The sequence below is a fragment of the Thermus aquaticus genome (assembly GCF_001280255.1).
Classification (GTDB): domain Bacteria; phylum Deinococcota; class Deinococci; order Deinococcales; family Thermaceae; genus Thermus; species Thermus aquaticus.
The window spans coordinates 443,153-457,855 of sequence record NZ_LHCI01000106.1 but is presented as its reverse complement, the minus strand read 5'-3'; the positions used below and the strand labels follow the sequence as shown (position 1 = coordinate 457,855).

General features: G+C 68.8%; 11 protein-coding genes and 3 tRNA genes. 11 read left to right on the top strand and 3 right to left on the bottom strand.

Annotation, left to right across the window (positions count from 1 at the left end; genetic code table 11):
- Genes cdaA through fmt form a run of 4 tightly spaced genes read left to right on the top strand, consistent with a single transcriptional unit; the run spans position 1 to position 3,008 of the window.
- A complete protein-coding gene (gene cdaA, locus BVI061214_RS03415; RefSeq protein WP_003046378.1) occupies positions 1-714 on the top strand; it encodes a diadenylate cyclase CdaA in 714 nt (237 codons plus the stop codon).
- Entirely contained in the window at positions 707-1,519 is an 813-nt protein-coding gene (locus BVI061214_RS13720) for a CdaR family protein (protein WP_053767296.1), read from the top strand. Before cdaA ends, BVI061214_RS13720 begins: the two co-directional genes overlap by 8 nt.
- A gap of 5 nt (positions 1,520-1,524) precedes the next feature.
- Positions 1,525-2,097 carry a peptide deformylase gene (gene def, locus BVI061214_RS03405; RefSeq protein WP_053767295.1) on the top strand — a complete coding sequence of 191 codons (573 nt, stop codon included), beginning with the start codon at positions 1,525-1,527 and terminating at the stop codon, positions 2,095-2,097.
- Entirely contained in the window at positions 2,094-3,008 is a 915-nt protein-coding gene (gene fmt / locus BVI061214_RS03400) for a methionyl-tRNA formyltransferase (RefSeq protein WP_053767294.1), read from the top strand. Before def ends, fmt begins: the two co-directional genes overlap by 4 nt.
- A gap of 152 nt (positions 3,009-3,160) precedes the next feature.
- Here the strand turns inward: fmt and BVI061214_RS03395 are convergent, their stop codons facing one another.
- On the bottom strand, positions 3,161-4,855 hold the full coding sequence (locus BVI061214_RS03395) for a hypothetical protein (RefSeq protein WP_053767293.1): 1,695 nt from the start codon (positions 4,853-4,855) through the stop codon (positions 3,161-3,163).
- Complete coding sequence (locus BVI061214_RS03390; protein WP_053767292.1) at positions 4,852-5,454, bottom strand: hypothetical protein; 603 nt, start codon at positions 5,452-5,454, stop codon at positions 4,852-4,854. The genes BVI061214_RS03395 and BVI061214_RS03390 overlap by 4 nt, the downstream gene beginning before the upstream one ends.
- A 77-nt stretch (positions 5,455-5,531) precedes the next feature.
- On the opposite strand from BVI061214_RS03390, the gene BVI061214_RS03385 reads away from it, so the two are divergent.
- The 6 genes from BVI061214_RS03385 (at position 5,532) to BVI061214_RS03360 (ending at position 9,681) form a co-directional block, all read left to right on the top strand.
- Positions 5,532-5,605: transfer RNA gene (locus BVI061214_RS03385), tRNA-Gln, on the top strand.
- Between the two features lie 6 nt (positions 5,606-5,611).
- A tRNA-Glu gene (locus BVI061214_RS03380) sits at positions 5,612-5,686 on the top strand.
- A gap of 19 nt (positions 5,687-5,705) precedes the next feature.
- Positions 5,706-5,781, top strand: a tRNA-Glu gene (locus BVI061214_RS03375).
- A gap of 135 nt (positions 5,782-5,916) precedes the next feature.
- Positions 5,917-6,894 (top strand): thioredoxin-disulfide reductase, encoded by a 978-nt coding sequence (trxB, locus tag BVI061214_RS03370; protein WP_053767291.1) that lies wholly within the window; start codon positions 5,917-5,919, stop codon positions 6,892-6,894.
- Positions 6,891-8,105 carry a DUF4127 family protein gene (locus tag BVI061214_RS03365; protein WP_053767290.1) on the top strand — a complete coding sequence of 405 codons (1,215 nt, stop codon included), beginning with the start codon at positions 6,891-6,893 and terminating at the stop codon, positions 8,103-8,105. The genes trxB and BVI061214_RS03365 overlap by 4 nt, the downstream gene beginning before the upstream one ends.
- A gap of 7 nt (positions 8,106-8,112) precedes the next feature.
- Complete coding sequence (locus BVI061214_RS03360; protein WP_053767289.1) at positions 8,113-9,681, top strand: HD domain-containing phosphohydrolase; 1,569 nt, start codon at positions 8,113-8,115, stop codon at positions 9,679-9,681.
- Here the strand turns inward: BVI061214_RS03360 and glmS are convergent, their stop codons facing one another.
- Positions 9,682-11,496: a glutamine--fructose-6-phosphate transaminase (isomerizing) gene (gene glmS, locus BVI061214_RS03355; RefSeq protein WP_053767288.1), complete on the bottom strand. Its 1,815-nt coding sequence runs from the start codon at positions 11,494-11,496 to the stop codon at positions 9,682-9,684. It lies immediately after the preceding gene.
- Between the two features lie 429 nt (positions 11,497-11,925).
- On the opposite strand from glmS, the gene BVI061214_RS03350 reads away from it, so the two are divergent.
- Positions 11,926-14,661: an S-layer homology domain-containing protein gene (locus BVI061214_RS03350; RefSeq protein WP_053767287.1), complete on the top strand. Its 2,736-nt coding sequence runs from the start codon at positions 11,926-11,928 to the stop codon at positions 14,659-14,661.
- Positions 14,662-14,703 lie beyond the last annotated feature (42 nt).

Here is a 14,703-nt window from a genome sequence, read left to right as displayed (position 1 = left end):
ATGGCCTTCACCTGGCGTGACCTTTTGGACATCCTTCTCGTCACCGCCCTCTTTTACTCCCTCTGGCGCCTCATCGTGGGCACCCGGGCCTTGAACCTGGTCCGGGGGCTTCTCGTCTACCTTCTGGTCTGGTTCCTGGCCAACCTCCTGGGGCTTGCCACCCTTTCCTGGATCCTGGGCAACGCCGCCACGCTGGGGGCCTTCGCCCTGATCGTGGTCTTCCAGCCGGAGCTCAGGGGGCTTCTGGAGCGCCTGGGCCGTCCCCAGGGGCCCAGGGCCACCTCCTTGGCCCTGGAGGAGCTCCTTCTGGGGGTGGCCCGCCTCGCCGAAAGGCGGTACGGGGCCCTGATCGCCCTGGAAAGGCGCACCCCTTTGGGGGAGTACGCTGCCACGGGGGAGGTCCTAGAGGCCAGGCTTTCCGCCCGCCTGCTGGTGACCCTCTTTTACCCCGGGACGCCCCTCCACGACGGAGGGGCCATCCTGCGGGAGGGGAGGCTTCTTGCGGCGGGGTGTCTCTTTCCCCTCTCCGAGGCCCAGGTGGGCCTCGGCACCCGGCACCGAGCCGCCTTGGGCCTCTCCGAGGTCTCCGACGCCCTGGTCCTGGTGGTGAGCGAGGAGACGGGGAGCGTCCGGCTGGCCGAGGGGGGGAGGCTCTCCCCGCCCCTCAGCCTCGAGGCCCTGCGGGCCCGGCTCAAGGAGGCGCTGCATGCGTGACTGGCCCGCCCTCCTCCTCTCCTTCCTGGCCGCCCTGGCCGTCTGGTACTCCCTCAAGGAGCGGGCCCCCGTGGTGGAAAGGGCCCTGAGCGCTCCCCTCCAGGTGGTGGGCCTGGAAGGGGACCGGGTGGCGGAGGGGGTGCCCAGGGAGGTCCTCCTGCGCCTCCGGGGCCCCGCCCCCCTGGTGGAGGGCACGCCCCCCGTCTCCGCCTACCTGGACCTCTCCGGGGCCGAGGGGGCCTTCAGCCGGGAGGTGCGCGTGGCCGCCCCCCGGGGGGTGGAGGTCCTGGAGGTGCGCCCGGCCAGAGTGGAGGGGCGGGGGGAGGCCCTTTTGAGCCGTCCCTTGCCGGTGGAGGTCCTGGCCCAGGGGGTGTGGGTGCGCACCGAGCCCGCCTTCGTGGAGGCCAGAGGCCCCAGGAGCCAGGTGGAGGCGGCGGTGGCGGCCGTTGGCCTGGACCAGGGGGAGGAGGTGGCCCTCACCGCCTTCGGGCCGGAAGGCCCCCTGCCCGCGGTGACCCTCTCCCCGCCCAAGGCGCGGGTGGTGGCCCGGGAGGAGCCCCTGTTCCGCAAGGTGCTCCCCCTGGTCCTAAAGGCCCCGGAGGGCCTCGAGGTGCTGGACTACGCCCCCAAGGAGGTGGAGGTGGTGGGGCCCAGGGAGGTTCTGGAGGGCCTTGAAGAGGTGGAGGCCAGGCCCCAGGAGGGCTTCCGGCCCGGGGAGGTGGCGGGCCCCTTTCTCCTCACCCTGCCTCCGGGGGTGAGGCCCCTGGGCCAGGTTTTGGGAAGGGCCCGGTTTGCGCTAAAATAGGCGGGATGATCTACCCCATCCGCCTCTACGGGGACCCGGTTCTGCGGAAGAAGGCCCGCCCCGTCCAGGACTTTTCCGGCCTCAAGAAGCTCGCCGAGGACATGCTGGAGACCATGTGGGAGGCCCGGGGGGTGGGGCTTGCCGCCCCGCAGATCGGCCTTTCCCAGAGGCTCTTCGTGGCCGTGGAGTACGCCGACGAGCCCGATGAGGAGGAGAGGCCCCTGAGGGACCTGGTGCGCCAGGTCTACGTGGTGGTCAACCCGGTCATCACCCACCGGGAGGGGCTGGTGGAGGGGCTCGAGGGGTGCCTCTCCCTGCCCGGCCTCTACTCCGAGGAGGTGCCCCGGGCCGAGCGCATCCGGGTGGAGTTCCAGGACGAGGAGGGGCGCAAGAGGACGCTGGAGCTGGAGGGATACATGGCCCGGGTGTTCCAGCACGAGATAGACCACCTGGAGGGCGTACTCTTCTTTGAGCGCCTGCCCAAGCCCAAGCGGGAGGCCTTCTTGGAGGAGCACCGGGCCGAGCTCGCCCGCTTCCAAAAGGAGGCCCGGGCCTTCTTGAAGGAGCTTTCCCAATGAGGGTGGCCTTCTTCGGCACCCCCTCCTGGGCGGTGCCTGTCCTGGACGCGTTAAACCGCCACCACCAGGTGGTCTTGGTGGTGACCCAGCCCGATAAGCCCAAAGGTAGGGGCCTGAAGCCCGCCCCGAGCCCCGTGGCCCAGTACGCCCTGGAGCACGGCCTCCCCCTCCTCAAGCCCGAGCGCCTCAAGGGGAACGAGGAGTTCCTGGAGACTTTCCGGGCCGCAAGTCCAGAGGTGGCCGTCACCGCCGCCTACGGCAAGATCCTGCCCAAGGAGGTCCTCGAGGTTCCCCCCTACGGCTTCCTCAACCTCCACCCCTCCCTTTTGCCCAAGTACCGGGGCCCAGCCCCCGTGCCCTGGGCCCTCATCCGGGGGGAGAAGGAGACCGGGGTGGCCATCATGAAGACCGAGGAGGGGCTGGACACCGGCCCCCTCTACGCCCTCTGGCGCACGGAGATCCTGCCGGAGGAGGACGCGGTGGCCCTCGCCGAGCGCCTAAGGGATAAGGGCATAGAGCTTCTCCTAAAGGTTTTGCAGGACCTTCCCCACCTCACGCCCACGCCCCAGGAGGGCGAGGCCAGCTACGCCCCCCTCCTCACCAAGGAGGAGGGGAGGATTCGCTTTGGGGAAAGCGCCGAGGCCATCTATAACCGCCACCGGGGGGTCCAGCCTTGGCCCGGGAGTTACTTCTTCCACGAGGGCAGGCGGGTCAAAGTTCTAAAGATGCGCCCTGAACCGGGTCAAGGAGAGCCCGGCGTGGTCCAGGCGGTGGACCGGGAGGGGGTCCTGGTGGGGACGGGCGAAGGGCTCATCCGGCTTTTAGAGGTCCAGCCCGAGGGCCGGCGTCCCATGCCCGCCGCCGACTGGGCCCGGGGCTACGGGGTTTTGCCGGGGACCCGCCTAGAGTAGCCCCCGCGGCGCAGTCAAGGCCGCAGGGGGTTTTGCCGGGGCCCCTCTTCTGGCGCTAAGTGGTTGCCCGTTGCTATACAAAACCTTCCCCTAGACTCCCCTGCGCCCTTTCTTTTGGGGCCCCACCGCGGCGAAAGCCGCGGTGGGGTACTTTAGAACTCCTCGTCCCACTCCACGATGGTCTCGCTGGTGAGGGTGGTGGCGGGCTTGCTCTCTATCCCGCTGGCCGTCACCTCCGCCCCCCGCTCCTTCAGGAGGCCGAACTGGGCGGCGATACCCCGTAGGCCCGCCCCCGCCAGGGCCACCACCAGGAACACCGTGAAACCCCAGGTCAGGTACGGGAGGAGGCCCTGGCCGATGGAGAAGTTGGCCAAAGCAGCCAGCCAGGGTAGGCCCCCGTACTCGGCCATGACCGAGCCGAAGTAGGAAAGCCCCTCCGCCAGGATGGGTAGAAGGAGGAAGAGGAAGGCCAGGCCTAGGAGGTTCCAGTAGACGTTGCGCCCGCCGAAGGTGAGCCGGATGAGGTAGAGGGGGAAAAAGGCCAAGGCCGCGGCCAGGAGGAAGAAGACCGCCCTAGAAACGCCCACCAAGTTCAGAAGGCTAAGCCGGAAGTCTAGCCAGGGGGTTTCCCTAGGGCCAGTACGGAACTGGCGGCCTAGCTCCTCCAAGGCCTCGTACACGGGGAAGACATCTATGGCCCGCACCCCCACCGCCTGGGTCAGGCGGGTGAGGGCTCTTAGAGTCCTTTCCGTGAGGCTGGGGTTCACCAGGGCGGCCAGGGGCTCTATTTTGGCGGAGAAGTTCCAAAAGGCTGCCTCCAGATGCGCCCTGGCCTCCCCTTGGTTTCCCTGACCCAGAGCGGCGGTGGCCAGGCCCAGCTGGAGCTGGGTCTGGGTGAGGGCCTCCAGAAAGTCCTGGTAGTAGGCGAAGCCCAAGTCGTAGGCTACCCGGCGCAGGCGCTCCCTAAGGGCGGGGTCTGCCCAAGAGGCCACGTAAAAGGTTTCCACCTGGGGGCTTTCCTGGACTGGAAGAGGAGAGGAGGGTGCTGGAGCCGGGGTGTTGGCCTGGGGCAGGGATGGGGCCTGGGTGGCGGGGCTTGGGGCGGGAGGGGGGGCCGGGGTGCCGGCCTGGGGTTTGGGAACTGGGGCCGCGGCGCCCGGCCTGAGAGCCTCCCTCCAGGCCAGAACCTTTTTCTGGATTTCCTGCACCTCCGGGCGGAAGGCCTCCCCGCCCGAGACCTTGGCCAGGGCCTGGATGAAGTCCTGGGCCTTGAGGGTGCTCCTTTGGCTATCCTGGATCACCAGGTAGCGGGCGTAGGCCCGGGCCAGGGCCAGGTAGGCCTGGGGGCGGGAGGTGGCGGCAAGGGCCTGGGCCAGGTCCTGGGCCATGAGGGCCAGGTAGCGCCCTTCCAGACGCTTCCTGGCCTCCTCAGGGGGCAGGCCCGCCACCTCCCTCACCGCGCCCTGCCCCAGGCCGGTGGCCCGCACCAGGCGGCTGAGGTAGAGGGCCTTCTCCTCCCCTTGCGCGGTGAAGAAGCCGTCGTAAAGGGCTTTGCCCAGGAGGTGGCGCACCAGGAGGAGGCGGGCCTCGAGGTCTACCGGGCTTTTCCGAAGCACCGCCTGCCGGGCCTCCTGGAGGTTGCTTATGGCGGCGTCCCGAAGGACCGGGGGAAGCCCCTCCGCCTCCTGGCGCAGAAGTCCCTGGGCCTGGTCCAGGGCGGCCAGGGCCCCTGTGGGGTTATCCAGGCGCACCCGGGCCAGGGTTGCTTCCAGGCGGTCGTAGACCTGGGGAAGGGGCGCGGCCAGGGCCAGACCGAGAAGCGCCACCAATAAAAGCCACCTCTTCATCCCTCCACCTCCGATAGGTTGGTAAGCCGCCTCAGGTTATGGAGGAGGCGGCCCACGTTGGTCTCCTTCCGGGCCACAAGGCCGATGTACCCCTGCCCCAGCGCCCTCATGGCTACCAGATTATTCTGCAAAAGGCCGTAAAAGGTTTGGTACCCCTGCCGCTTCAGAAGGAGGTGAAAGGGGTCCAGGGGGACGGGCTCCCCGGCGAAGAGCTCCTCCCGGCCGCTTTCCCCGGCCACCACCACCCCCACCACCCCCTCCAGGCGGGCCAGGCGCTGGGCCAAGGCGGTGCGGGCGGCGGGGTCTTCCAGGTCCACGGCCTCGAGGCGAAGCTCTTCCTCCTCTTCTTGTTCTTGCTCCTCGCCTTCCGCTTCTTGGGCGGCCAACGCCTTCATCTCCCGCACCCAGGCCTTCAGCTCAGGGGGCATCTCCTGGAAGGGCAGAAGGCGCCTAAGCTCAGGCCAGATGACCCCTTCCACCAGCCTGGCCCACTCCCCGGGATTTGCGGGCTTCCTCATCTCGGTAGCCCGCCCCAGGAGGCTTTCCGCCGCCCGGGGGGAGACATACCGGCTCAGGATCTCTAAAAGGCTCTCCTCCATATGGACCCGAAGGGGCTTGCCAATCTGCCCTTCAGAGTGTACCATATCCTCTGCCCGAGGGATCGGGCACGCTGCGCTGGGGTGTCGTCTAACGGCAGGACAGCGGACTCTGGATCCGCCGGTCGTGGTTCGAGTCCACGCACCCCAGCCAAACTTTGGCCCCATCGACTAGCGGTTAGGTCACCGCCCTTTCAAGGCGGCGGCGGGGGTTCGAATCCCCCTGGGGTCACCAAAGCGCCGAGCCGCACCGCGGCCCCATCGTCTAGAGGCCTAGGACACGGCCCTCTCAAGGCCGAGACGGGGGTTCGAATCCCCCTGGGGTCACCAAAGCGGCTCGGCCGCTTTCTTCCCTTGACCCAACCTCTCCCTTCCAGCAGAATCAGTAGGGCTAATACCCCCACCCTGTATAGGTGGGGTGTAAAGTGGCCTTGGAGGAGGTAAAGGGAGGTAAAGGAGGACGGCATGGAGTTCACCCTGACTGGGCTCGGGCAAAAGGGCGGGAAGGAGGAAACCTACGACGTGGTCATCATCGGCGGGGGGCCCGCGGGCCTCACGGCGGGCATCTACGCCGGCCGGGGCGGCCTGAAGACGGTGATCGTGGAAAAGGGTCTCCCCGGCGGGCAGATCGCCCAGACCGAGGAGGTGGAGAACTACCCCGGATTCCCCGAGGGCATCTCTGGGCCGGAGCTGGCGGGCAGGATGGCAAAGCAGGCGGAGAAGTTCGGGGCCCGCATCGTCATGGACGAGGTGCAGGGCCTGGAGAGGACGGAGGAGGGCTTTCTGGTGCGGGGTTTTGAGGGGAACTACCCCGCCCGGGTCGTCATCATCGCCACCGGGGCCAACCCCAGGAAGCTCCAGGTCCCGGGGGAGGAGAAGTTCTACGGTCGGGGGGTTTCCACCTGCGCCACCTGCGACGCGTTCTTCTACCGGGATAAGGAGGTGGTGGTGGTGGGCGGGGGGGACGCCGCCGTGGAGGAAGGGCTTTTCCTCACCAAGTTCGCCCGCAAGGTGACCCTGGTCCACCGCCGGGACGAGCTTCGGGCCAACAAGATGGCCCAGGCCCGGGCCTTCCAGAACCCCAAGATGCACTTCCTCTTTTCCCACGTGGTCACGGAGATCCTGGGGGAGGAGCAGGTGACGGGGGTGCGGCTCAAGAACCTGAAGACCGGGGAGGAGTACGTCTACCCCACGGACGGGGTCTTCGTCTTCATCGGCCACGAGCCCAACACCGGCTTTCTCCGGGGGGTGGTGGAGCTGAGGCCCGACGGCTACATCGCCGTTCGGGACGAGGTCTTCACCTCGGTCCCGGGCATCTTCGCCGCCGGGGACGTGGCCGACCCCATCTACCGCCAGCTGACCACCAGCGTGGGGGCCGGGACCCGGGCGGCCATGATGGCGGAGAAGTACCTGGCGGAGAGGGAAGAAGCGGTCAGGGGTTGAGGCCCGCCCTCTTTCTAGCCCCCCTTCTGGCCCTGGCCCTGGGCCAGACCCTCTACCTGCCCTTAGACGACCGCCCTCCCAACCTGGCCCCGTGCGCCTGGGGGCCCGTTCTCTGCCCTCCCAGGGAGGCTTATAGGGGGCCGGAAGGGGCGGACGCGGGGAGGCTTCGCGCCTGGCTCCTCGCCACGCCAGGCCAGCGCCTCGTGGCCAGTCTGGATGTCCTGGCCTACGGGGGGCTTCTCCAAAGCCGCCACCTCCCCCTCGCCCCCGAGGACGCCCTGGCCCGGCTCCTTCCCCTCCTCTCCTGGAAGGTGCGCCATGGGGGCGAGGTCTACCTTTTCGGGGTCATTCCCCGGTGGGACGCCACCTTCAGGGAGAGGAACCTTCAGGTTCTCAAGGCCCTCGCCCCCTGGGCGGGGCTTGGGGGAGTGTATCTGGAGGCGGTCTGGGACGACGCCGTCCGGGGCTCCCCCGCGCCCAGGGAGGCCGCCCTCCTCCCTTACCCCTCCCGCCCCGGGGCCGACGAGGCGGGGCAGGTTTTGCTCCTCAGGGCCTCGAGGCCCGGGCTTAAGGTGGCCGTGGTCTACGAGACCCCCGCCTTGGCCCGGCAGGTGACCCCCTACGAGGGCCTTCCCCTGGAGGAGACGGTGGCCCGCCTTCTGGGAAGCGCTGCCGCCAGGCCCACGGCCCTCGAGGAGGGGCCGGACCTGGTCCTTTACGTCTACGGCGGGAAGAGCCCCCGCCAGGCCGCTTTGGACCTCCTCCGCCTCATGGCCCGCCACCCCGTGGCCCTGGCCGACCTTTCCCGGGTGAACCGGGGGGACCCCGGGCTCATGGCCTACCTCCAAGGCCTGGGCCTCTACGGGCGGCTTTTCGCCTACGCCGCCTGGGGCACCCCCGCCAACAACCTGGGGAGCGCCCTGGCCCAGGGAGGGCTTTTCCTGGGGGACCGGGAGGGGCGGCTTCTGCGGCTCGCCGAGGCCTACTTTGGCTACTGGTGGGGGGAGGTGGGGAGGCCCTGGGTGCGGGCCCGTTTCCCCGAGCCCCTGCCGGAGGGGGCCGGAGAGGTGGCCGCCCTTTGGCCCCACCTGGTCCTGGAGGGCCGGCGGGTGGTCCTTCGCAGGGTGGCCTTCCCCTGGAAGCGGGCCTTTGAGGCTGAACCCAGCCTTGGCTGGGTCCCCGCGGACCGGGGCCCGTTCCTGGTACGCTAGTCTGGACATGGGTACCAAGGCCCTGGAGCTGAAGCGCCTCGAGGCCCTGGCCCAGGCCTTCCGCCTCCTCTCGCCCCTGACCACGAGGGAAGAGGTGTACGCCAGGACCGTCCAGGCCCTTAAGGAGAATACCCGGGCGGTTTCCGTCCTCCTTTGGCTTTACCGGCCGGAGGAGGACCAGATGGAGCTGGTGGCGGCGGCGGGGCTTTCCCCCTCCAAGCTGGGGGTCCGCTTTTCCCGGGGGCAGGGGGTTTCCTGGGAGGTCCTGGAAAAGGGGGAGCCCCTTTTCCTCCCCGATGTCTCCCAGGACCCCAGGGTGGTCTTCCTCTCGGGGAAGCGGCAGGCCGGGGTCTACCTGGGGGTGCCCCTACGGAGCCCGGAGGGGCAGGTCCTGGGGGTGCTCTCCCTGGACACCGCCGGGGGGGTGGGGGAGATCCTGCCCGAGGAACGCTTCCTGGTTCAGGCCCTGGCCGAGGCGGCGGGGATGGTCCTTTCCCGGATTGAGGCCCTAGAAACGGCCCGCCTCGAGGCGGAGCGATACAAGGCCTTCCTGGACCTCACCCTGGCCCTGGAGGCCTCCCGGGAGCCCCTGGTCATGGCCCAGGAGGCCCTAGAGACCCTCCTCCGCCTCACCCCCTACCACGGGGGGGCCCTCTACCTCTTCCAGGAGGGGGAGGTGCGGCCGGCGGTGAAGGCAGGCCGCTACCCCCCGGATTTCCCCCGCCTCTACGAGGCCCACCCCATCCGCTTTGGGGAGGGGCTCTTGGGCCACCCCAGGCTCTGGGAGGGGCCCGTCTACGTGGAGGACTACGCCCGCTTCCCCGGGGCCCTGAGGCCTTACGCCGAAAGCGGCCTCCGCTCCGCCCTCCTGGTCCCCCTCAAGCCCGAGGGGCGGCGCTACGGGGTCCTGGCCTTAGGAAGCTTTGGGGAAGCCATCCCTTACCGCCAGGAGGACGAGGCCGCGCTGAAAATGGTGGCCAGGAGGCTGGAGGAGTCTCTGGAGCGCCTCTTCCAGCTGGAGCGCCTCCGCCTCACCCGCGAGGCCGCCTTAAAGGCCCTTTCCCGGGTGCTGGAGTACCGGGACCTGGAGACCAAAGGGCACACGGAGCGGGTAGCGGAGCTGGCCCTCCGCCTGGGGCAGGCCCTGGGCTTTCCCGACCTGGAGGGCCTCCGCCTGGGGGCCTACTTCCACGACTTGGGCAAGCTGGCCCTCCCTGACGAGATCCTGAAGAAACCCGCCGCCCTCTCCACGGGGGAGTGGCGGCTGGTCAAGACCCACCCCGAGGTGGGCCTGGAGATCCTAAAGGACCTCCCCTTCTTCCCAAAGACGGCCCTGAACGTGGTCCTTTACCACCACGAGCGCTGGGACGGCTCCGGTTACCCCAAGGGGCTCAAGGGGGAGGAGATCCCCTTGGAGGCCCGCATCTTCGCCGTGGTGGACGTGTGGGACGCCCTCATCTCCCAAAGGCCCTACAAGGAGGCCTGGCCGGAGGCCCGGGCCCGGGAGGAGCTCCTGGCCCAGGCGGGCAAGACCTTGGACCCAAAGGTGGTGCGGGTCTTCCTGGAAATCGTCTAGCTACTCCACGGTGACGCTCTTGGCCAGGTTCCGGGGCTGGTCCACGTCCCGGCCCAGGAGGACGGCCACCTCGTAGGCAAGGAGCTGCAGGGGCACCACGCTCACCATGGGGGAGAGAAGGGGGTGGACCTGGGGCACGTAGACCACGTCCTGGGCGAGCTTCCTTATCTCCTCGTCCCCCTCGGTGGCGACGGCGATCACCTTCCCGCCCCGGGCCCGCACCTCCTGGATGTTGGAGAGCGTCTTCTCGTAAAGGGGGCCCTGGGTGGCCAGGACCACCACGGGCAGGCGCTCGTCAATGAGGGCGATGGGGCCGTGCTTCATCTCGCCGGCGGGGTAGGCCTCGGCGTGGATGTAGCTGATCTCCTTGAGCTTAAGGGCCCCCTCGTAGGCGGTGGGCACCTGGACGTGCCGCCCCAGGAAGAGGAAGTCCTGGGCTTGGTGGTACTTCTCGGCGATGTGGGCCACGATGGGCCGCTTCTCCAGGACCTCCTCCACCAGGCGGGGAAGCTTTTTGAGCTCCCGGATCAGGGCCCGGGCCTCCTCCTGGCCCAGGGTGCCCCGGGCCCGGCCGAAGCGGATGGCCAGCATGGCCATGGCCGCCAGCATGGCCATGTAGGCCTTGGTGGAGGCCACGCCGATCTCCGGCCCGGCGTGGATGTAGAGAACCGCCTCCACCTCCCGGGTGAGGCTAGAGCCCTTGGCGTTGATGACCCCCAGGGTCCTGGCCCCCTTGCGCTTGGCCTCCCGCAGGCCCTCCAGGGTGTCAATGGTCTCCCCGGACTGGCTGATGGCCACGGCCAGGGTTTTTCCGTCCACCACCGGGTCCCGGTAGCGGTACTCGCTGGCCACGTCCCACTCCACGGGGATCCGGGCGAGGCCCTCCAGGAGGTACTTCCCGTAAAGCCCGGCGTAGGCCGCCGTCCCGCAGGCCACCATGTGGACCCGGTCCACCTCCAGGGGGTCCAGCTCCAGGCCCAGGTCCACGTCCCCCACCTCCTCCAGGAGTCTCCCCCCCAGGGTGTTCTCCAGGACCCAGGGCTGCTCGTAGATCTCCTTCAGCATGTAGTGGGGAAAGCCCCCCTTCTCCGCCGCCTCGAGGCTCCAGTCCACCTCCACCGCCTCCCGCAGGAGGGGGTTCCCCAGGAGGTCCGTGATCTCCACCCCCTCCCGGGTGATGCGGGCCACGTCCCCGTCGTGGAGGAAGATGACCTTCCTCGTGTAGGGCAGAAGGGCGGGCACGTCCGAGGCCAGGAAGTTCTCCCCCTCCCCCAGGCCCACCACCAGGGGGCTCACGGTCCTGGCGGCCACGATCTCCTCGTGGTCCTGGTGCACGGCCACCACGGCGTAGGCCCCCCGCACCTCCTGCAAAGCCTTCCTGAGGGCTTCCAGGAGGTTGCCCCGGTACTTCTCCTCTATGAGGTGGGCCAGGACCTCGCTGTCGGTGTCCGAGCTGAAGCGGTGGCCCCTGGCCTTCAGCGCCTCCTTGAGCTCCAGGTAGTTCTCAACGATGCCGTTGTGGATGAGGGCGACGCGCCCGTCCTCGGTGGTGTGGGGGTGGGCGTTGGGGTCGGTGGGGGCCCCGTGGGTGGCCCAGCGGGTGTGGCCGATGCCCAGGTGGCCCTCAAGCCCCTCCTCCCTTAGCGCGGCCTCCAGGACGGAAAGCTTCCCGGAGCGCTTCACCACCTTCAGGCCCTCCGCCGTCTTCACCGCCACCCCGGCGGAGTCGTACCCCCGGTACTCCAGCCGCCTGAGCCCGTCTACGAGGACGTCCGTGGCCTTTCTAAACCCGATGTACCCGACGATGCCGCACATAAAACCCCTTTCCGGGGGGGAGTCCCCCCTTCCTTCGGCCCTCCCCCGCGGTTGTCCTCCCCTCGCGGGGCCGGCTTTCCCTTGGGGGTTCTAAAGGCGGGCGGGGCGGGCACACCCCGGGCGGCATCCGCGGATTCCCTCGATCTTTCCCGGCCCAAGCCGGTAATCCCCTCGCTGGGGTCCGCCACCTCGTGAGGCCAGATGGCCCCCTGCGCTTCCCGCCTTGGGGGCTGAAAGCCCCAGGTGAAGTATAGGGGACCCTTAGAGGCTTGACAAGAGCGGGATGAGGCCTTTATGATATCCGCGGACGCAAGGTCAAAGCCGGGGCGAACAGCGCCCGCTGACCTTGCTCCTGGGGCTAAGGGCGGAGAGGAAACGCGGAAACTCGCCCGCCAAGGTCCCAGACCTCCAAAGGAGGTGTTGGGAGATATGAAGAAAAGGCTTGTCGCGCTACTGGCCGGGCTTCTGACCGTCCTCTCCATGGGGTTCGGTCTAGCCCAGTTCTCCGACGTGCCCGCCGGGCACTGGGCCAAGGAGGCCGTGGAGGCCCTGGCGGCCAAGGGGATCGTCGTTGGCTTCCCGGACGGCACCTTCCGGGGCAACGAGCCCATCACCCGCTACCAGGCCGCCCTCATCATCTACCGCCTCCTGCAGCAGATTGAGGAGGAGCTGAAGGCCAAGGGCACCTCCCCCACCATGGAGGCCATGTCCCCCGAGGACCTCGAGGCCCTGAAGAACGCCATCCAGGAGCTGGCCGCCGAGCTGGCCGCCCTAGGGGTTAGGGTCTCCGCCCTGGAGGACAGCGCCGCCACCAAGGACGACATCGCCCGCCTCGAGGCCTTGATCGAGGAGCTCAGGGCCCAGCCCATGCCCGAGGTGGAGCCCGGCATGGACCAGGCCGCCCTCCAGGACCTCCTGGACCGGGTGGAGGCCGCCTCCATCGCCGCCGACACCGCCCTGGCCCAGGCCCAGCAGCTGGCCGAGCAGCTGGAGGCCTTGGCCCAGGACGTGGAGGGCGTGAAGGGCGACCTGGCCGCCCTCGCCACCCAGGTGGAGGCCAACGCCCAGGCCATCCAGGCCCTCAACGAGCTGGCCGTCCTCCTCAACCAGGACGTCCTCTCCCTCCAGGACCGGGTGACCGCTCTGGAGAAGGCTCTGGCCGAGCGGGGTGAGGGCCCCGCCATCAACCTGGACGAACTGGCTTCCAAGGAGGACGTGGCCGCCGTCCAGGAGTTCGCCGCCGCCCTGCGCTCCGACCTGGTCTCCCTCTCCGAGAAGGTCTCCAAGCTGGAGAGCCAGGTGGCCGACCTCTCCAAAGTGCAGTACTCCATCAAGGGCTCCCTTACCGCCACCTATGGCTTTGTGACCCTTGCTGGCACCGACTTTGACATTGACCGCCTCTTCGCCACGCCCTTCTCCACGGGGGTGTTTGGGCCTACCGGGCAGGTGGCTTCCAACGTCCGCTTGGAAGACGTGGCCTCCCGCCAACTCACCGGGGGTAGCCTTACCCTGGACTTCGGCGTCAAGAACAACGCCCCCGCCGCCACTGGAGTGGCCGTGAGCGAGGCCACGGTCCAGATCCTTGCCAGCGCCATCGCCTCGGGGGCGCCGACCCCGAACCTCCGCCTGAACACCGCCACCCTCAAGGGCACCGTGGACGGCCAGCCCTTCAGCGTGGTCTACCACTGGCGGGCCAGCTCCTTCCGGTTCAACGACTACCTCTTCGTGAACCGCTCCGACCCCGCCGGGCGGGAGCACCGCCAAGGGGTGGTGGCCACCTTCCAGGGGACCAAGCTTCCCCTGAGCCCGGAGGTCACCGTGGTCCTGGGGACTTCTTCGGATGGCGACTCAGGCGACATCTTTGGGGACAGGGGCTACTTCGGCATCCGCGCCGCCTTCAAGCCCCTGGAGGGCCTCACCCTGGCCCTGAACTACGCCTTGGCCGACACCGAGCCCCTTACTGCCACTCCTCCAGCCAACCCCGACCGCTCCGCCCTGGGCGTGGACGGCACCCTGAAGCTGGGGGACTTCAGCGTCAAGGGCCTCTTCGTCACCAGCCGTCCCGCCACCGGCATCTACTTCCGGGACTACTTTGACCCCACCATCTCCAACTGGGTCTACTACGTCCAGCTGGACGGGAAGCTCGGGCCCTTGAGCCTCAAGGCCAACTACCACGCCGTGGACCCCCAGTACGAGTACGGCGTGGCCGGCATGTCCGCCGATCACCTGCAGTACTACGGCGGCGTGACGGGCCGGCAGAACCCCGCCCCCTACCCTCCCAATGAGGAAGGCCTGGGCGTGGAGCTGGGCCTCCCCCTGGGCCCCGTGGAGCTTGGCGGCTACCTGAATAGCTACGGCGCCTATCCCTACAACCCTGGCACCATCACCACGGAAGCTGGCGCCTCCGCCAAGGTGGCCCTCTTCTCCGGCTTCAGCCTGAGGGCTGCCTACGACGCCGCCTGGACCGGGGCCTCCTACGTGGACCTTGACACCCAGACGAGCGCCCGCATCACCGGCACCCTCAGCCACGACGGGGCTGCCAAGGACGCCCTGGTCAAGGACCTCAACCTCACCCTGCAGGGCACGTACAATCTCCCGAGCGCCTCTACCCCCACCCCCTACTTCGGCCTCGCTGTCTACGGGGACTACAAGCTCGCCCTGGGCCCCTTGAGCCTGGACAAGATCCTCTTCCGCTACCACGAGCCCAACTTCAACACCCAAGGCGACGAGACCCTGAAGGGCGGCCTCCAGGCCAGCCTCAAGCTGGATGGCCTCCCCTTCAAGCCCAGCCTCACCGGGGAGGTGGCCGCGCGGCAGACGCGGCAGACGGTCGGCCCGAGCCCCGTCGAGGAGCTCAAGTGGAGCGTGGGCCTCTCCTTGGGCGAGTTCCTCTTCCCCGGCTCCAAGCTGGAGGCCCGCTACGGGGAGTACCGGGCGTCCAACGTGGCCAGCATCCGGGTGGGGGCTGTCAACAGGGCCTTTGACCCGTCGGACGACCGCCTCTACTCGAACAACGGTACCAACAGCGGCTCCGTCAGCGGCTCCGTGGCCGGCTTCAACGTGACCTGGTCCTACTACGACTTCCGCGCCGACTACGGGGAGTACATCACCTCTCTCGGCGACCACGCCCGCACCTTCCGGGTCACCTACACCACTAGGTTCTAGGCCCTAGGCCCCTTCCCCCGCCCCTTAGGGGCGGGGGTTTTC